The organism is Candidatus Hydrogenedentota bacterium (assembly GCA_012523015.1).
Lineage (GTDB): Bacteria > Hydrogenedentota > Hydrogenedentia > Hydrogenedentales > CAITNO01 > JAAYBJ01.
This window is the reverse complement of record JAAYJI010000232.1, coordinates 1-19,007: the sequence shown is the minus strand read 5'-3', so window position 1 is coordinate 19,007 and position 19,007 is coordinate 1. Positions and strand designations below refer to the sequence as shown.

Annotated in this window: 17 protein-coding genes; 11 read left to right on the top strand and 6 right to left on the bottom strand. The window is 47.8% G+C overall.

Annotation, left to right across the window (positions count from 1 at the left end):
- Positions 1 to 138 precede the first annotated feature (138 nt).
- The 6 genes from GX117_09895 to GX117_09870 all read left to right on the top strand — a co-directional run bounded on the left by GX117_09895 (position 139) and on the right by GX117_09870 (position 5,185).
- Positions 139 to 1,437, top strand: coding sequence for a hypothetical protein (locus GX117_09895; GenBank protein NLO33648.1), 1,299 nt, complete (start codon positions 139 to 141; stop codon positions 1,435 to 1,437).
- On the top strand, positions 1,424 to 1,774 hold the full coding sequence (locus tag GX117_09890) for a YbjQ family protein (GenBank protein ID NLO33647.1): 351 nt from the start codon (positions 1,424 to 1,426) through the stop codon (positions 1,772 to 1,774). The genes GX117_09895 and GX117_09890 overlap by 14 nt, the downstream gene beginning before the upstream one ends.
- Positions 1,775 to 1,966: 192 nt before the next feature.
- The gene (locus GX117_09885; GenBank protein NLO33646.1) at positions 1,967 to 2,665 is read left to right on the top strand and encodes a hypothetical protein; all 699 of its coding nucleotides are present in this window, start codon (positions 1,967 to 1,969) and stop codon (positions 2,663 to 2,665) included.
- Between the two features lie 145 nt (positions 2,666 to 2,810).
- Positions 2,811 to 4,175: a hypothetical protein gene (locus GX117_09880; protein ID NLO33645.1), complete on the top strand. Its 1,365-nt coding sequence runs from the start codon at positions 2,811 to 2,813 to the stop codon at positions 4,173 to 4,175.
- Between the two features lie 7 nt (positions 4,176 to 4,182).
- Positions 4,183 to 4,458, top strand: a complete 276-nt coding sequence (locus tag GX117_09875; GenBank protein ID NLO33644.1) for an acylphosphatase — start codon at positions 4,183 to 4,185, stop codon at positions 4,456 to 4,458.
- Positions 4,433 to 5,185, top strand: coding sequence for a hypothetical protein (locus tag GX117_09870; GenBank protein ID NLO33643.1), 753 nt, complete (start codon positions 4,433 to 4,435; stop codon positions 5,183 to 5,185). Before GX117_09875 ends, GX117_09870 begins: the two co-directional genes overlap by 26 nt.
- A gap of 133 nt (positions 5,186 to 5,318) precedes the next feature.
- Here the strand turns inward: GX117_09870 and GX117_09865 are convergent, their stop codons facing one another.
- From GX117_09865 to GX117_09850, 4 genes are all read right to left on the bottom strand, one after another.
- On the bottom strand, positions 5,319 to 7,028 hold the full coding sequence (locus tag GX117_09865; protein ID NLO33642.1) for a nucleoside transporter: 1,710 nt from the start codon (positions 7,026 to 7,028) through the stop codon (positions 5,319 to 5,321).
- 275 nt (positions 7,029 to 7,303) lie between these two features.
- Entirely contained in the window at positions 7,304 to 8,257 is a 954-nt protein-coding gene (locus GX117_09860; GenBank protein ID NLO33641.1) for a DUF1559 domain-containing protein, read from the bottom strand.
- Between the two features lie 72 nt (positions 8,258 to 8,329).
- Complete coding sequence (locus GX117_09855; GenBank protein NLO33640.1) at positions 8,330 to 8,635, bottom strand: hypothetical protein; 306 nt, start codon at positions 8,633 to 8,635, stop codon at positions 8,330 to 8,332.
- Positions 8,636 to 8,701: 66 nt separating this feature from the next.
- On the bottom strand, positions 8,702 to 9,115 hold the full coding sequence (locus GX117_09850) for a YjbQ family protein (GenBank protein ID NLO33639.1): 414 nt from the start codon (positions 9,113 to 9,115) through the stop codon (positions 8,702 to 8,704).
- Between the two features lie 252 nt (positions 9,116 to 9,367).
- Between GX117_09850 and GX117_09845 the strand changes: the two genes are divergently transcribed.
- Positions 9,368 to 10,123 carry a class I SAM-dependent methyltransferase gene (locus GX117_09845; GenBank protein NLO33638.1) on the top strand — a complete coding sequence of 252 codons (756 nt, stop codon included), beginning with the start codon at positions 9,368 to 9,370 and terminating at the stop codon, positions 10,121 to 10,123.
- Positions 10,124 to 10,186: 63 nt separating this feature from the next.
- On the opposite strand, the gene GX117_09840 is transcribed toward GX117_09845, so the two are convergent.
- Both GX117_09840 and proS read right to left on the bottom strand, forming a co-directional pair.
- Positions 10,187 to 10,906, bottom strand: coding sequence for a DUF1080 domain-containing protein (locus GX117_09840; protein ID NLO33637.1), 720 nt, complete (start codon positions 10,904 to 10,906; stop codon positions 10,187 to 10,189).
- Between the two features lie 85 nt (positions 10,907 to 10,991).
- Positions 10,992 to 12,716, bottom strand: a complete 1,725-nt coding sequence (proS, locus tag GX117_09835) for a proline--tRNA ligase (protein ID NLO33636.1) — start codon at positions 12,714 to 12,716, stop codon at positions 10,992 to 10,994.
- Between the two features lie 316 nt (positions 12,717 to 13,032).
- Between proS and GX117_09830 the strand changes: the two genes are divergently transcribed.
- The 4 genes from GX117_09830 to GX117_09815 form a co-directional block, all read left to right on the top strand.
- Entirely contained in the window at positions 13,033 to 15,330 is a 2,298-nt protein-coding gene (locus GX117_09830) for a hypothetical protein (GenBank protein ID NLO33635.1), read from the top strand.
- A 109-nt stretch (positions 15,331 to 15,439) separates the two neighbouring features.
- On the top strand, positions 15,440 to 16,036 hold the full coding sequence (locus GX117_09825) for a TetR/AcrR family transcriptional regulator (GenBank protein ID NLO33634.1): 597 nt from the start codon (positions 15,440 to 15,442) through the stop codon (positions 16,034 to 16,036).
- 46 nt (positions 16,037 to 16,082) lie between these two features.
- Complete coding sequence (locus tag GX117_09820; protein ID NLO33633.1) at positions 16,083 to 17,225, top strand: HlyD family efflux transporter periplasmic adaptor subunit; 1,143 nt, start codon at positions 16,083 to 16,085, stop codon at positions 17,223 to 17,225.
- Positions 17,222 to 19,007 (top strand): ABC transporter ATP-binding protein (locus tag GX117_09815; protein ID NLO33632.1); only part of this gene is annotated, 1,786 nt, incomplete at its 3' end. The genes GX117_09820 and GX117_09815, both read left to right, overlap by 4 nt.

Below are 19,007 nucleotides of genomic sequence, written 5' to 3'. Positions count from 1 at the left end.
TTGCCCATCTGCATCCTTTCTTTTTGACCATTTAAAGGATACAGATTCCACTTAAGACAGTGGTACTAATTTCGGGGTAAACCGCAAACATTGTGGACATCGCCGATAAACGAAGATGAAAAGTCTTTCAAAGATGACATGACCTCTTCAATTAGAGAATTACTTAACAAATGGTCGAATGAATGCAGAAATGAAGTAGATAAGGTGTTGGAAGTTGCAACAATAATATCTATCTCTCCTAATGTGCATGAATATTTAGAAAAAGAAAAAGAACGTGGACGTAATATAGCTGAAGTGACTGAAAACTTAAGTTTAATTGAAAAACATTTTGAAGCTTCTCTGATTCAAATAAGCCCTATTGATACACTCTTTGATATTTTACGGAACGCTCCTGATAAAACGGCTCTCCGCCATTTGATACATACCTTAGGCGATTCAGTATTTTTGAATGAATATAACGCTGCAGGGAGGGAATTTTTAATTACAGCAGATAAAATAGGAACAGACCGAATAAACCGAATGCTTCAGGAGAATACAACGGTTAGTTGGAGAGAAGCGAGTCCGGCATTTAAAACGCTTGAACCTGAATCGAGTGAAATTGCCAAAGAAGGTTTGTTAATTTTACTAGAAACCGGTATGGAGTACCGCGGTGTAGTAAATAGCGTCTTGGAGATAATTAGTAATAATAAAGACCTTTTTAAAAAGCTTGGAGAATCAGACCTAAGGCTTGACGAAATTTTGCCTTTAATATCTGATAAAAATATTTGCAAGACACTATCACTTTCTTTTGAAAAAGACCATAAATTCACGGTTGCATGTTTAGGGATTTGGTCAGAAATAGAGTGGAAACGATATAACGATAAAAACCGTCTTGATGCACTATTAGCCGTCGCGTCTTACCGTCGGGAAGAATGCAATGAATCATTCGAATCATTTGCGGAATCACTACTTGACTCTGATAATATAACTTCAATTTACTTGGAGTATGGCTTGGATGGTGTTCGTATTTGGGATGCCTATGTAACAAAAGAATCCGGAGACCTAAATCGGAAGACTGCAAGGTCAGCATTAGATCTCTATAAAGAAGGCTTTCCGGCAAAAGATCTCTATACACCTGAAGACGTCCAACTCGCACAATGGGTCAATAAATTTCCTTTCTCAAAACGAATCTACAGTTTTCTAAAAAAGATAGGTTTAACAGTAAACTGGGTTTGGATTTTGTCAGTAGGACTTATTACATTAGTTTTCCTATTTATCATGCTGATTGTTGTCGTTAAATCCTTGAGAATAATATACGCTCCTTTTAAAAAGAGAACAATCCAAACTGAAACTATCCCAGATCCAGCGCCGCGTGTTGTAGAATCTTTGACTCCAAAGCAAAATATTCTTGAAAATGAAACTCAAAACAATACGGTAGAAGAAAATGAAGACGATTGAATCAATGCCGATATTAACAGTGGATTTCATTGAAGGCTCAACCTTCATCCCCATTGGCTCAGTTTTTGCCTGCTGTTGTTTAAGTAAGTCAATTGTAGGCGATGTATTTGCAAGTATTAAAAATTGGTCTGTTGGAGGTGAACTTCCCGGCTATACAAAGATGCTTGAAAAAGCCACAGAATCTATTTATGACCGTATTAGAGAGAAGGCTATAAAAATGAATGCTGACGCAGTTATCGGGTTTCGATTGACAACATCCGATGTTTCGGCAGGCGCGGCGGAAATAATCGGATATGGGACTGCTGTCAAACTAAAACTCCCCATTACAAATGAATAATATTAGCGTATAAATTCTTAAAAGAATATGGTTATGTGTTATACTGTCGTCAGTCTTTGATGCGATGTACTTACATCGTTCTTTGTCGATTTGGTGGGATATTTTCCTGCCGAATGGTGTCTGGTTTGCCTATGCTTTTGCTAAAGAAATGGGGCAAGCCACTGTTTTTTGGAAGAGACAGGAGGAATCACAGTGTCTCGGTTTTCTATGTTGCTGACAGTTACGCTATTATTAAGTTGGACGGCATCCGCACAAGGGGTGCTCTCTGATATTTTGTCCGGTTCCTTAATCAAGCCTGAAGTGGGTGTTTACGCTTGGTATGAAGTCAAAGATACCGAAAGCGGTAAAACACTTTTCCTGCGCCAAGCCATCGTGGGGGAAAAAGAGCTGAAAGGAAAGACCGGATATTATCTGGAAACGGAAGTATTGCCTGAAATCGGTTTTCCAATCATTTATAAAATGCTCTTGACCGGTCCCGCTTCTTCGCCTGCAAATGTCCATGAAATCATGGTACGTGAGGGAGGCGGCGCTCCGGAATCCCTGCCCTTGAATATACTTGAGGGCATGGAAGAACCGGCTGCAGACGGAACACGAACCAGCAACGGTATGGAACAATTAGCCACGCCCGCCGGCGATTTGGAGGCGGAGCACTTTGTTGTTGAATCGGGAGGAGAAACAACAAATGTGTGGGTGAATGAAGAGATTCGTCCGACAGGGATTGTAAAGATGATTAGCCCCGACGGAGAATTGCTGTTAACATCCTATGGTATTGGTGGTAAAGATGCAGAAAGCGCTTTGGAGCGTCCCATTACACCTGAACATAACGGCGATGTCAATGTTCATGTGGAAGCCGGCCCCACCAAAAATTATCAAGGGAAAAAGAAAGAGTAATTCCAGTCCTTTAATTCGTGAATACCCCTATAATTGAAGAGCTTGGGTTTGACTTAGAACCCGATACAACCAGTACAATCAAGACCACAATACTGATTACCCCCAAAAGATACAGTACAACCAACCAGTTGAGGAGTAACCCCTGATGCGGAAAACAAGTATTTTATTTTCCCTGCTGATCGCCTGTGCAACCCTGCCGTTGTTTGCCGCGGCCGCAGATATCCCCATAACCGGCGCAAACACCAAAATTAGTCTTTCGGAAATTGTAGGTACGCCCACAATGATCACTGTTGTATTAAAAGATTCCAATGCCCGTGACACGAACCTCAAGCTATTAGAGGTGCAACCGGATCGGATCATTGTGCTTGCTCCCAATGGTGACGCTATCCCTTATATGCGCGATTCTATTCAGGAAATTGAAATACAAGGAGGCGTCGTCGAGCAAAAACGCTCAGTCCTTTTGGAAGCTAAAATGCTGCGCCCGGAACATCAGCGCGTTGTCGAACGCGCGTGGATGCGCGTTCGCGAAATCTTTAATGACTCCGCCGATAACCAGAGCATTAAGATTCAAGCGGCAACCCTTTTAGCTTTGGACGAAAATGTTGAAGCCCATAATTACCTGCGGCAACTGGCAGAGTCCAATGATATTGAAACGCAGTTGCGGGCGTCTGTTGCCCTTTATCTCGCCGGCGACGTAGTCTCTGATACCTTGCTCAATCACGCACTGGACGGCGGAAATCGTAACGCCCGTGTTATGGCTGCGCGCATATCGGGATTGACAGAGAATAACGCGGCCGTTCCCTTGCTTCGGGTTATGTTCAATGACCGTGCCGTCCAATTATCGGCTCCTGCCGCACGTGCCCTTGCACGTCTTGGGGTCACGGAAATTGAGCCGCAACTTATTAATATGCTCTTTGAATTGCATCAAGAAAAAGGTAAAGCCGCCATTTTCGGACTGTCCCTCTTGTCGGATCCGCAAGTGGTGGATCAGTTAAAGTTTCGTCTGCAAGATGCCGACGGCATGGCACGCTTCCGACTGGCGGAAACCTTATTCAGAATTGGGGATCCCGCAGGCTTACAAGAATTAAAAGACCTCAGCCATCAATACCCGACACTGCTTCCGGAAGCGGCATTACTTTTGGCACCGTCAGGAGACTGGGAATCAACGCAATTTTTGCAAAACCGCCTGCTCCGTCGGGAAGATCCCACAGAAGAGAATCTCACCTATCGTGCGCGTAATGCCAAGGCGCTGCTCGAAAGCGGAGACTCATCGGCTATGGCCGTTTTCCAAGAACTGCTCCGCTCCGACAATGACAACATCACCAACCTAATCTTTGAATTAATGGCTGACCTCGGGCAAACGCGCATGATTACGCTGTTACAGCCCAGCATTGAAAACGTGGACAGCGAATTCGCACTCAACGCATGCAACACGGTTATCGCCCTTGCGTTCCCTGAATTCAGAACCCGGTTCCTTCAATATCGACAGGAGTTTGGTTCTTCGGATTGATAGTTTCATGACAGAAAGTTTACATGTAGTGATCTCAGGTCGGGTTCAAGGCGTTGGCTTTCGCTTCGCCGCTCAAAATGAGGCACGACGACATGGACTTATCGGTTGGGTAAGAAATCGTTCCGATGGTACCGTGGAAGCCCTCTTTGAAGGGGAGAGGACTGTTCTCGAGTCCATGCTCCTATGGTGTGGACGGGGCTCTGATTGGGCGGCTGTAGAAAAAGTGGTTCCCACATGGGGTCCTGCAGAAAAACAATATGCCACATTCAAAATCATTCGATGATCCCTTAACCTTGGTCGTCAATGATTTCATTCGTGAATCATTGAAGTTTCGATACAGCTTGGAAAACCTACGTTCCTTTCACAGTCTCGATTCGGTGCCCAATCACACCTTGTTAGCAGTCCATCACTTTCTGATTCATCGCCTCTTTCCAGAGTGGGAGGAACGCTGCCGTCAAGACGCATATTTTGAGCAATTACAACAACTGCTCAACAACGCCATGCGTCTCGCTCCGCTTACAGCGGTCGCCTTAAAGTCCCTCTTCCGTTTCGGCAGAAATTTACCCAAGGCCGTCAATATAGGGAAACTATTTATAAAGACTTTTGAAGCGACGCGCAGTTTAGAAAAAGCCATGACGGAAGCCTTGGTAAAACGGCGAGAAACGCATAACTCAGAATCTATGGATGCTTCCGTCACACAAGCTATGCTCGATGTGGGCCGAGAACGCTTCCTTCTTTACGTAGACGATATTGTCGCGCTCATGGAACTTCTCAACGAGCGCAGCTTGTTGCAAACAAGTCTTTCTGTACTCACCGATATTGTGGGCGCCATGGAAATACGAAGAGACGCCTACTCCACGACGGAGATTGAAGGCGGCAACTATGCCATCCGTACCATTAGCGAAGGGATAGCGCTCTTTGACACCTTATCTCCCGAAATGGTGCATTCTCTTTTATCAACCATCCCCAAAGTAGAGACCGCGTGGTTTGACCGTGCTACAGGCACATAAAACAGCGGAGCCCATAATTTTACTTTTCGCGATAGGGGAATAAAAAAGCCAACCGCACCATGAAACAGAATCATGGGCCGCGATTGGCTTGCTGTAATCAGCACCGGGGGAGACCCTCAGCGCTCTCTAGAGCTTAGGATGCAGCGGGCTCTTTGTCGCGCCGCGACAGGTAGAACACACCGCCAACAAAATACAAGATGGTCGGTAAAATGAGCCCTGCTTTAAAGAAGGCGAAACGATCCTCATAGCCCGTAACACCGTGGTAGAGGATATACAAGGGCCAGAGAAAGCAACAAATAAGACTGAGCAAGGACACGAGCCCCGCAATCTTTGTAAGTGCATCGACGGGCTCGGATGCCTTGTTTACCGATTGCTGCGTTGCCGGAGCGGGCGTCTCGTCAAGCCCTGTTTCCTCGGTCGTGTCCGATATATTCTTTGCTCCCGCCATCAACGCAAAAACAAGGTACAGCACGACCGTCAACACCCAAATGGGGACGAAGAGGAAGAACAAATGAAGAATGCCCGTTTGTTGAAGGGTCACTGCCACGGCGACCGCTATGCCCCAACTCAAAAGGGAAGGCCAACTGATGGTTCGCTTGCCGCGGGTTGCCCAAAAGCGTTGGACGCCCAACTTCGGTAATAACCAATGCTCGGCAAACACAATAGCGCCTGCAGGCATTAAAATGATACCGTAATAGCCCACAAAATCTAAGAGCTTGGTGAATACAAAGGGAAAACACGCCACAATAGAGGTGACCACACCCACGGCCAGCGTTACTTTCCACCGCGCCCAACCGGGCGTAATGGTTTGGATGGCGAGTCCCGCCCGATACAACGTAGGATTGGAGGTAGTCCATCCCGCCAGAACGACAGCGATAATTCCGGAAACACCCAAAGCATAATTGGCAAGAGTGCCCGGATCGATTTCGGTCATGGTGCGCTGTAACGCCAAGGCTGTGGCAGCGCCCATAATGCCTGCGCAAATCCAAGCCAGGTAGTGGCCCAAAAATACGCCAAAAGCGGTATAGAGCCCGTACCAACTGCTTTTCGCGTAGCGCAAGATTGCCATGTCCGACAGTCCTGCGTTCATCGCCAGATTACAGATCCATGCAAAAGCGGCAACCTTCCAAAAGGACATGGGCGAGGCGACGCCCTCCGGTCCTGTCCAGACGGAAAGCCCCATGAGCCGCCAAAAATCACCGATGCTCCGGATTTCTCCCACTTCCGTGGTGAGCAATGCCAGTTTCGGCAGGAGCACGACAGCGCCGGCGATAAACATGGCGAACATCCACGGCGAAGAGACTACCGAGAATTGAGCGAGCCGCTTAAAGCCTAGAATAGCCAATACGGTCACGACGGCTCCGACGGCCAACACGACCATTACAAAGCGAAAATCTTCGGGATACCATTGTGTTTGCTCGGGAATGCCGAAAGGAATGCGTATGGCGGAGGCTGAGACGGTAATCATACAGCCCGCCAAAATACAAAACATGACAGCGTTAACAATATTGTAAATCGTTGTCATGAAAGGTCCGGTGACGCGGCGCAGATACCAGTAAAGAGTCAATCTTGTGCTCACGGCAATGGGCGCACAAAGCAAGGTCCACGTCAGTACGGCAAGGGCATTACCCAATAACAAACCCACAACGATATCAAAAGGGCGAACGCCCCATTGAACGAACATAGCACCGATTACAAACTCAGTACCGGCAACATGCTCTCCGGCAAAAAGACCGGCAAAGTATTTGCCCGGCTGCAACTTGTCTTCTGAAACAGGTTCCCGTTCAAATTCATAGAGAGCATCCAACGCTTTTGCTGTGCCGTCTACACGCGCTTCTTTCATGACCATACCTTTCTATCGTGAAGAGTATCAATCCTTCTGTACAGGGCTTAGGCGCGATAGCAAGGCGCTGCCGCATTTGGCAATTTCTCTCACCCTACCACCTTAACGTAAAGGAACCTAAGCCCGATAAAGATTATATACCGAAAGGCAGTGCATACTGAAAAACAAACTTTAACACGAATCCATCCGCTCCGTTAAGGGGAACAAAAGTTTTACGAAACTCTTGCTTATTAAGCCTAGACCTTTCAAGACTGAGACATTGCCCGCATATTGAATCAGTGTTCATGATGATCGTGGGCGTGGGTTGCTTCATGCAAGATCATAGCAGCGCCATTTACCGGAAAAGAATTTCCCAAGTTTTCGGCACTGACATTACCATCCGGAATATAGTTGAGCCACGCCACATGACCGTCCATATATAAGACATTGGATCCGGCAGGCACATGGTTGAAATGAGCTACGCCTTCCGCCTCTCCCGCTATAGCGTCCCACAGGAGCGGCAAGGTGGACTGCGCCTGCACAGCTTCAGAAAGGTTATTCACATCGGTAATGAAGAAGCGTTCGATTCCCTCACGAAAACGATAGATCACGGCAGATGTCTGACTATCCGATAAAGGCGCATTTAAAATCCAATTTTCATGAGCGAGAAAAGGGTTATCATAAAGCCGGTGTTTCAACCCCGCCGTCTCAGATAACAGCTCTTCTTCCAAACGTTCAAATGCTGCTTTTGAAGACAACAGCGTGGGACTTAATGCCCAGCCGCTATAGATATAGGGATGCTCGTATACCTCGCAGGGCTGAACCACGCCGTCGCCGGCTTCCGGCAAATGTCCCCCTTCGTAGGCTTCCTGCCAAAGAGAAGAAGGATTATTGCCGTGATCCCAGAGTTGTTCCGGTGTATCAACATAAGGGGAACTGGGACAGATGAGCACACTATAATCCGTTAAATAGTTGGGATAGAGTTGGCGCATGTCCATGATGAACGACAGCCCGTGTATAGGCGCGTTGTCGCAATGGGTGCTTTTTATGGTCGGATAATAGTTTCCCGCACATTCATCTGCATATAATTTCAAGGTGACAGCCAACTGTTTGAGGTTATTTTGGCACGACTTGCGGCGTGCTGCTTCGCGTGCCCGTGAAAGTGCGGGCAGCAGGATGGCTGCTAAAATACCAATGATGGCAATGACCACCAATAATTCAATTAACGTAAAGCCCGGTCGTATTTTCATAAAGACACTCCTGTCGTTGATTAAAATGAATTGAAGCGATGACACCGGTCAAATACACATGATGATGGGTATTTAAGCGAAAGGAGTGTGGGGCGGTCCCCGCGCAGGAATTACGAATGCCTGCATAAGAGAAGACAAGGTGGTGAAAAAACGAATGGGGAGCCGCGACAATTCCGGCAACAAGATCCCAACGAGAACCCAACAAAAGGCGGCAATATTCAACAACACATGAAAAAAGGGGCAATTGAGTTCTTGACAACTTTCGCCCGGTTCATGATGATGGAAGGAAGCGGCAAAAATAGAAACACCGGCCCAGATTACGATGGCAGCCAACCAAAGCAAAGCCTTCCGGCGTTTTATAAACCAGGCTAGACCCATAGGTGCATTTCTATTTTGTTAAAGGCCTTCATTATCTACGACTCATGGAGCGGTGTACGCCCACTATTATTCTCCCATGACCTTGATTACCAGCCGTTTTCTTCGTAATCCGTCAAATTCAGCATAATAAACTTGTTGCCAGGGACCCAGATCAAGCCGTCCTGCCGTCACAGGCACAATTACTTCGTGATGCACGAGCAGGCTTTTCAGATGCGCATCGCCGTTGGTTTCTCCTGTGCGGTGATGCCGATAATCAGATTTGAAAGGCGCCAGCTCTTCCAGCCATTCATCAATATCTTCAATCAAACCGCTTTCAGCATCGTTGACATAGACACCGGCGGTGATGTGCATCGCGGAAACAAGCACCATTCCTTCTTGGATGCCGCTCTTCCGCACCACATCGGCGACCTCGCGGGTAATGTTGATATATTCTCGCTTCTTGCGCGTATTGAATTCTAAATATTCCGTTGCAAATTTCATACGTATTCTCCATGATGATTCATAGGCGAAAGACCATAACTTGATATCAAAAGGCTATCCTTGAACCAAATAACTGACTCAGAGTAGCATACTCTCCGGGATAAAAGAGAATCGAGATATTCGTAGCTGAAAAAACAATGTCCGTGATCTTGATCCATACTGTGGTAAACGAGTTGCAGTAGTTTAAAATAATAAAAATCTCGCTTCTATTGCAAACCAAGCAGCCAATCAATTTACGGAGAAAAGAATCCTATGGGTGAAGCTCAGTGGTATGAAGTCTTATTCGAAAACTTTGCGCGCAGCTATGACCGTGAAGCCTTCACGCAAGGAACAGCGGGGGAGTGTGATTTCCTCGAAGCTGAGTTTCAGTTCGACAAATCCTTTCGCATATTGGATGTGGGCTGCGGAACCGGCCGCCATGCAATCGAATTAACCAAGCGCGGTTATAAGGTGACGGGCATCGACTTATCAGAAGCACAATTGAAAGAGGCGCGTTCAAAAGCCAACACTGAAAACCTACGCATAGATTTTCGCAAACAGGATGCGCGCAGCTTGGATTTTCATAATGAATTTGACGCCGCCATTATGCTCTGCGAAGGCGCATTTCCTTTGATGGAAACTGACGACATGAATTTTGAAATTCTCAAAGGGATTACCCGAGCCTTGAAGGAGCACGGCAAACTAATCTTTACAACACTCAACGGACTATATCCCCTGTGCCGTACTATGGAGTCGCTGCTCAAAAAAGATCACGACGTGCTAGAAAAGCCCCGCTTTAGTCTGATGACTTTGCGCGATTGTTATGATATGGAATTTGTAGATGATGATGGGAACACCAAAAAGATGGCCTGCAATGAGCGCTATTATATGCCCTCTGAGATAACATGGCTCCTAAACAGTTTGGGCTATGAGCAGGTAGAAATATTTGGCGCTAAACTGGGCGCTTACTCCAGAAACGAAGTATTAACCCACAACGATTTTGAGATGCTCATAGTCGCGCAACGCTAAGCTTCGGCTTTTATCGTTGGCAAGGGTGCAACGCAAAGGTGAGCAAGATAGGGTAGTTCTTTGTCATTCCACAACGGGCGCGCATTCATCGGCACTGGTAATACCGGGCGGCAGTTCAAGGACTTGGATATTGCGAAAATGGATTTCGCCGCCTTCCGATTCTAGGCAGAGGTAGCCTTTTTTTCGTGTCGATTCACGGATGCCGTTGACAAACTTGCCATTCACCGCCAATTTCACCACACCATCCACACACACCACGTCATAGACGTTCCATTCCCCTTTGCCGAGACAGCGATTTTCCAAAGATTTGCTCCGTTCGCCCCGAGGGTTATCGGGAATGGTCTTCACACCATTGGCGCCGAAGAGTTCACCATGAACGTAAGCGATGGGGGGTAAGTTGCCCCGTTTATCCTTATGCTGATTGACCCAATCCAGTTCAAGCATTTGCACTTCCAATCCTGCGGGCAGCCGTTTCCCGTCAGGCACCGTGCCCTCGCTCCACACAAAGACGCCGGAATTTCCTCCCGCTTCCATATGACGCCACTCAATATGCAATATAAAATTTTCATATTGTTTTTCGCTGCGCATGACGCCAATCGGACGACCTGAACAAACCAACAACCCATCCTGTACAGACCAAGTATCCTCCGCCGTGTTGACATTTATCCATCCTGTTAAATCGACACCATTAAAGAGGGGTTGAAACTGAGGTACCGCCACTTCTTCTGCCCCGATAAAAGTTGCAGCAACAAGGCACACACATAGACTTAAAACGGTACGCATGGAAAATGTCATGATCACTCCTTTATAGTTGTTTTACTTTCTTTAACAATTATGGTGAACTTCAACACGTGGATCTTAGCGCCCCTTAAGAGACATCTTTTTCTTCGTCTCCTTCCTCGCTTTCATGGATCCATTTGAGAACCATGGTAATGCTTTGCTCAAGGGAGATCAAGCCGCTCTCATCGCGATCACGTCGTTTATACTCTATTTCACGATTATTCAGTCCTTTTTCACTTACAATGAGCCGTATGGGGATGCCCAAGAGGTCGGCTTCCGCAAATTGTACGCCCGGCCGTTCATCGCGATCATCAAAGAGCACTTCAATCCCTGCTCGCTTTAAGTGCTCATATAAACGCTCAACCGCTTCTTTCACTACATCGTTTTTCATTTTCAGCGCGCAGAGATGCACCTGCCAAGGCGCCACAGGAAGGGGCCATTTCGGGCCGTAGCGGTCATGCCTCGCTTCGATCACCGCCATGAACACGCGGTTGATTTCGATGCGGTAACTGCCCATGAGCGGGGCACGGAGCACGCCCGCCGCGTCATGATAATTCATGATCAAGGCTTTGGTGTAGACGTCTCCTACTTGAAAGATACGGGCGAGTTCAATACCCCGTTTCAGTTGGAGCGCAGCAGAACATAGGGGGCATCCGTCGCCCTCCCGAATGAGCGCCGCATCCACCACTTCGGCTTCGGGCAAGTCTCTGGCAAGGTTAAAATTCAAGTAATGATAATCAGGTTCATTGGCACCGCAAATAAGATTCCCTGACGCGGCAATACTCGCATCAACGACAATACGACACGCCCGAGGATCCAGCCCCAGAGGGGAGGCAAAACCCGGCACGGCCCCGATGGCATCGATCTTTTCATCGACCGCAGGGATGAGAAAGCGCTGCGTCACTTTAGCAAGTTTTGTTTCGTTGACTTCAATGTCACCTCGAATCAAAACGACGGTGAGTTGGTCTGATGCAGGACTTTCGTAAAAGACAACCTTCGCTGTCTTTTTTGTTGGGACACCTAAAAATTCCGATACTTCTTCAATGGTCTTTTTAGAAGGTGTGTGAACCTTTTCGAGGGGAAGCGGGTCCTCGGGATAAGAGGTGATCCTTCCTGTTGCCGCTTCTTGTTTGGCAAGATACCCGCATTGGTCACAAGAGACAATGGCATCTTCTCCCGATTCAGTAAGGAAAATAAAAGCATGCGCCGCATCCCCTTCCTTAATGCCGGGCGCGGCAAGGGCAGGCACCACTTCAGCTATGCCTATACGCGAAAAAACACGTTGATAGGCTTGGTAACATCGCATGTAATAGTGATCCAGATCTGCTTGCGAATCATGAAAGGAACAAGCCTCTTTCATGCTTCGTTCCCGTGTAACAAGGAGCCCGCCCCGACAATGCGCCTCATCACGAAAGGCACGTTGAAACTGATACACCATCAAGGGCAATTGTGTATAACTATTGATTTCATGTCGGCAAAGACGAACAAAGGCTTCCTCGTGGCTATCCTTTAATACGAGGGCATGCGCACCGCGGTCCTGAAAACGAAAAGATGCCCCATCTGACGGCTGCCGCAATCCTTCCTCGTCCATGATGGGGGACAGGCATACTTCTTGACCGCCTACAGCGATCATTTCTTCACGAATAATTCCTTCTATACGCTGCAGCACCCGGATGGCAGGCGGCAAAAATGTATAGACGCCATGGGTCTGCAGTCTCATATAAGCCCCTCTCAGAAGAAAGGCGTGGCTCTCCCAGGCGGCATCCACAGGCCGTTCTTTATATCGTTGACCTAATAGTTGAGACATGCGCATGAATGAAAACTTCCCTGGTTAAGCCTTTGTGATACGGTGTGATCTCTATAGAGTATGACCCTTTCATAACCGCTGAGGCAAACTATGATTGAGACAGCTTTTCTATAGCTCTAAATTTTAGTTCTTTTTTTATGTTACACTTCTTCACAGCATGATTTTTATCACTGCAAAGAAAAGTCTGACGAACAAAAGTTTTCGGATGAATCATGGCACCTGATTTTTTCCTCCCATCGAAATGAATTGTTCAACGATTCTTTCCACAACAGAAAGCAATGTCCTCAATAGGCTATAAAGACCTAAGCGAAGGAATAAAACCGTGATGTTACTGTTTTTTTTCGTATGCTCCGCTCTCAATACGGATCCTGCCCCATCCTCACTTCCTCTCATTTCTGCAGCGCATCCCCTGATTTTACTGCAAACTTCCGCCGCTTTTCGCGATAGCGACGCTGCGGCAGAAGGAGCAGATCGCTATGAGGAAGCGGACCGACACGGAGCAGAAATAACACGGGTATGGGGACTCGTTCCGGAAGATCTCAAGCCTTATTGTCAATTGCAGATCGAGCTGCGCGTAAGGGATGCAGCGTTGCGGCTCGAATTATTGAGGCGTATTCTCCATGAACCACAAAAACAAAATGTTCCTATTAGTCTGCAAGCAGCAGATCCTCACGACGAATATGTTTTTGAACCCAATTATGTGGCACTGCTCCTGCAAGAATTCTCCTGCATACGCAGTGTGATGCTTTCCGAACAGCAATTCGAATATTACACCCCCTTCAATGTGGAACGTTACGCTTATTCGCCCCATGTCCGCTACAGTTGCGACATGATTGAATTGGCTGTCCAACATAATCGCCATATTCTAATCGTTTTACAAGGACTCAAATGGACCCATATCGCCGCAGACGTTCTGAACAAACCGCTCTTGGAAATGATGCAGCGTTACCCTGATTATGTGATCCCCGTCAATGAATTCATCGAGCCTCGGCATCTTGTACGGCAAACCAGTGTATGGGGCTTATGGCTGGGCGGCTATACGAATCATTGGGGCATTGAACCGCAATCATGGTGGTACGAAAGCAGCTTTATGAACGGCCCCGGTCTTTTCGGCGATCATCAACATCCGAGCGAAATGCCGGCGGCGCTGTATCGCGCCATGATTATGCAAGGCGCTGCCATGGGCGCAGACGTATACAGTTTCGAACCCTATTGGGATCTTTTTGACTATGAAAATAACCGATGCTGGGAGGAAGCCATCCTGCCGACCTTACGCGAAATCATCTATAAGAAAATGGTTCCCGACCGCGAACAGGTACAAGAGAAAACCAAGGCTGCCTATCGGCTTAGCCCGGCACGAGATATCAACGAGTTCCATCATAATCTCTACGACTTAGATTGGATTTCCGACGAAGGTAATTTGGCACGCGCCCTCTACGGGCTTTGGGAACCCATGCTTCAATTCGAATTAATCCCCAACAAAAGCAATTGGTTTGTACCGCTCTTAGCGCCCGACACGCCCGAAGAATGGTTGACTCCTTACACCTGTATTTTTGAAGCAGGACAACAGCATTCTGTTGAAGCATGGGAGGAGCAGTTGAAGCAATGTATCAATTTTAAAAATGATACAAAAGAGGCTTGGCACTGTTCTATCAACGGCTATTCTTACGTTATGCACAGTCAAGAAAATCTCTATGAACGGCAGGGCTATCGTCTATTGTTGCCGCGCCCTGTGCAACAAATTGATGCGACAGTAACAGCGGATCGCGGACTGCAATTAAGCTGGGAAAAGGATCCCGGCGCGAAGCGGTATTTTATACATCGTGTAGAAGACGAAACTGAGACACGGACGCTGTCTGCGCTGCAACCTCTCCTTGAGACGAGTGACACTTTTTGCACCCTAAACAAGGCGGATGCCGGCACCTATTCCATTACGGCGGAAACAACCACCCTCCGGCCGAAGACAGGAACGGTCAATTATCTGGACTATCTGGTTTTCAGTGAAACGGGCAGTGAACATGATGTCTCCATCGTTTATGACGGTGATCAACAAGCGCGTGTTCATCCTAAAGTAGAAGAGGTCGATGACCGCCCTGACACTCAACTCATTTTTCCAACCTATCCCGACGTACCCGATACCTACCGTGATATTGCCGAAGAAATTGTGTTGCAGATGGACGCTTTTAAAGAAGCCTATCTTGCCATGGATTGGCGGGCGCTCACAAACTGTTACGCCGCCGGCTATGAGGATGCCAATGGGTTTCATCGGGAGTATGTCAGCCGCGCTTGGAAATGGTGGTTCCGACGGAACAACAAAACATTTCTGCTCCGACAAATCAGAAACTGGAACTTTGACCTCTATGAAGAAACGGGAAGCGTTGATGTCACCATGCTGCTATTTTGTGTTGCCATGCGCCGTGACGACCAGCCTTTCGGCTATGACGGGCTCGTCCGTATCCCACGGCACAAAGGCGCTGAGTTACGTTGTCGTTGGCGCAAAGAAGGAGACCGATGGTACTTGCAAAACACCACGCCATCCTTGCCTAATCTCGAAGAAATACTCTGGAACAGCCGGCCCATGGATAAAAACGAGCGGTTAATTCCTGAGATTGACGAATAAAAGGCTACCGGCGCAGGCGCGATAGGGCGTTCCTTTTTGTTAAATAAATTGAACGCTCTCTTTTTTTATGTTATTATGTGAATATAAATTCACATAAGAAAGATATACGATGCAACGAAGAATAAGCACAGACATTAGACAAGAACAGATTGCAGAGGCGGCGCTGCATGTCATCGCCACCCATGGGTTAAGCGGTTTAAGCATGCAGCGAATTGCCCAACACCTGGATCTTGCCACCTCGGCATTATATAGGCATTTTGCCGGAAAAGAAGAGGTCTTGGATGCCGCCATCAACAGGATCGGTAAACGCTTGTTAAATATGGTCGCAACAGTGAGAGATTTAGAAGTGTCCGGTCTGGAGAGTCTTCGTGAATTATTGAAACTCCATATACAGATGGCCTTGGAATTCAATGCCATACCCCGTTTATTGTTTTCGGATCAGGTATGGATTGGCAACCCGGCGCGGAAAGCGCGTCTCTATGCAATCCTGACTGCTTATCTGGAAGAGATTGCCGCCTTGCTAAAGAAGGCACAGGAAGAAGGAGCTGTGCGTGAGGAATTGGATCTACAGTACCTGTCAGTCATGTATTTGAGCTTGTTCCAACCGGCCATTATGATGCTTTTTCTGAGTGATGGCGGCTTTGATATTCTTCAACATCTACACCATGCGTGGAATACCTTTTTGAAAGGGATTACATCACCCTAGAAATAAACTATTGTGATTATATGTTCACATCGCAGGAGATTCTTTTATGAAAAAACTCATTCCGGCGCTCATAGTGCTTGCAGCCGCCGCAGGAGCGTTTTATTATTATGGTGTTATCACCAATAATTCCAATTCGGGTATGGTGGTGTTGTCGGGTAATATAGAAATCACCGACGCGCAGCTGGGCTTTAAGATTCCCGGACGACTCCAAGAACGATTAGTCGATGAAGGAGAGACAGTCGTTAAAGGACAAGTGTTGGCGCGTCTTGATGCCGCCGACCAAAAGATCCAGCTCGCTCAAACAGAAGCAAATGAATCCTTTGCCCGTGCCTTTCTGGCAGAACTTGAAGCAGGAACCCGGCCTCAGGAACTGGAAGCGGCACGTGCCGCCATGGAACAAGCACAATTTAGGCTCAATGAACTGGAGGCGGGATCACGGGTACAAGAGATAGCCGGTGCCGAGGCGGAAGTGAAGATGCTGCGGGCGGAAGCGGAACGTGCCGCCAATGACGCGGGAAGATTTACCCGATTATTGGAAGAAAAAGCCATCCCTGAACAACAGTATGAATCGGCTGTCACCTTTTCTAAAATGGCGGCAGAACGCTTGGAAGCGGCGGAAGAACGGCTGCGCCTTGTCCGAGAGGGGCCTCGGGTAGAACAGATTGAACAGGCGCGGGCTGCCCTAAAACAGGTTGAAGAACGTTTCGATTTGTCGCGCGAAGGACCACGGAAGGAGCAGATTGATCAAGCACGTGCCAAACACACTGCCGCCGCAGCGCTGGTTGATCAGGCGCGTCAAGTACTGGAAGATACGGAAATAAAAGCACCTTTTGAGGGCATGATCATGAGTAAAGCAGCGGAAGCGGGGGAATTCCTCCCTCCGGGAGCGCCCGTTCTGTCGCTCGGTGATTTAAAGCACCCCTGGGTACGTGCTTATGTGAATGAAACGGATTTGGGCAAAATTCGACTGGGACAAGAGGCGGAAGTACGCTGCGACAGCTGGCCTACACGTACATTTAAGGGAATCATCACCTTCATCTCTGACGAGGCAGAATTTACGCCCAAACAGGTGCAAACAACGACGGAACGGGTCAAGCTCGTCTACCGCATAAAAATAAGCCTTGAAAATGAAGATCTTTTATTGAAGCCCGGTATGCCTGCAGATGCTGCTCTTGAGTTAATCCAATGACCCCCTCTTTTCCTGCCATAAACGCCCTAGGATTAAAAAAGAACTTTGGCGCCCTTGCCGCCGTCAAAGATATTTCCTTTCAGGTCCATCCCGGCGAGATCTTTGGTTTGGTGGGCCCTGATGGCGCCGGCAAAACAACCACCATGCGTATGCTCGCGGGCATCATGGATCCCGACGCGGGAGAGGCGTCGGTTGCGGGCTTTGACACGCAAAACCAAACAGAAGGCGTGAAAAACAATATTGCCTATATGAGTCAACGTTTTGGGCTGTACGAAGATCTGACCGTATTAGAAAATATAAATTTTTACGCGGATTTATATAGTGTCCCGAGGAGGGGACGTAAAGAAAAGATCTATGGCTTACTCGATTTCAGCTATATGCGTCCTTTTAAAGATCGCCTTGCAGGGGCACTGAGCGGCGGCATGAAACAAAAACTTCAGTTGGTTTGTGCCCTAATTCATCGCCCAAAAGTGTTGCTTCTTGATGAGCCAACCAATGGTGTGGATCCTGTGAGCCGCCGCGATTTTTGGCGTATTCTGTATCAAATGCTCAAAGAGAAGGTCGCTATTATGGTGAGTACCGCTTATTTGGATGAAGCGGAACGCTGCAACCGCGTGGCCCTTTTGAATGAAGGAACTTTGCTGGCACAAGGTACGCCTTCCGCAATCAAAGGGCTGATGAAAGCTAAGCTGATTGCTTTTCATAGCCCTCAGGCGCGGGCGTTAAGCGCTGTGCTGCGCACGCATATGCCGGAAAATAATATTGATCTTTACGGAACCCAGGTGCACGTGGTGACTGAAGACATAGAGAAGGCCCGTCAGCAGACACTGACCTTAGCATCATCTTTTAATCTGGAGACCGAATATTTAGGAGAAAAACGGCCTTCTTTGGAAGATGTGTTTGTGGATGTGTTGACTTCCGATAAAAAAGAAGACGTCCCTGTTTCTCTTCAAAAGGATCACCGGACGCCGCACTTAACCGGTCTCTCTGAAGAGAAGGCGGTGCGTGTAACTGAATTAACACGGCGCTTTGGAAAATTTACCGCTGTGGATCGGGTAAGTTTCGAAACAAAAAAAGGAGAAATATTTGGATTTTTAGGACCCAATGGCGCAGGTAAAAGCACGACCATACGCATGTTGTGCGGGTTGTTGGCACCGACATCAGGTTCCGGCACCGTGGCAGGCTTCGATGTATGCACAGAACCGGAGATGATCAAAAAAAACATCGGTTATATGAGTCAACGATTTTCGCTGTATGAAGATCTAACGGTAGAAGAGAATATAAATTTCTACGGCGGGATCTATGGACTGTCGGGGCAACGCCTCCTAACGCGAAAAGACTGGGCTTTCGAGATGACCGGATTGCGGGAGCTGCGCAAAAGCCCTGCGGCCATCCTCAGCGGCGGTTGGAAGCAACGGCTCGCCATGGCCTGCGCCGTTCTCCATGAACCGCCTGTTGTCTTCCTAGACGAACCCACCAGCGGCGTCGACCCCTTAAGCCGCAGACGATTTTGGGATTTAATCGATGACATGGCGTCTAAAGGGGTCACTGTCTTTGTCACTACCCATTACATGGAAGAAGCGGAATATTGTGACCGTTTGGCTATGATTTATCGTGGGCGGATGGTCGCTCTTGGCACGCCGCGCGAATTAAAGACAACAATCATGAAAGACCGTATTCTGAATGTTGCCTGCGAACAACCTCAAGAAATACTTGAGCAACTCGACCGGCTGGATGGGGTCCATGAAGCCGCACTTTTTGGGGCGGGCATCCATCTCACGG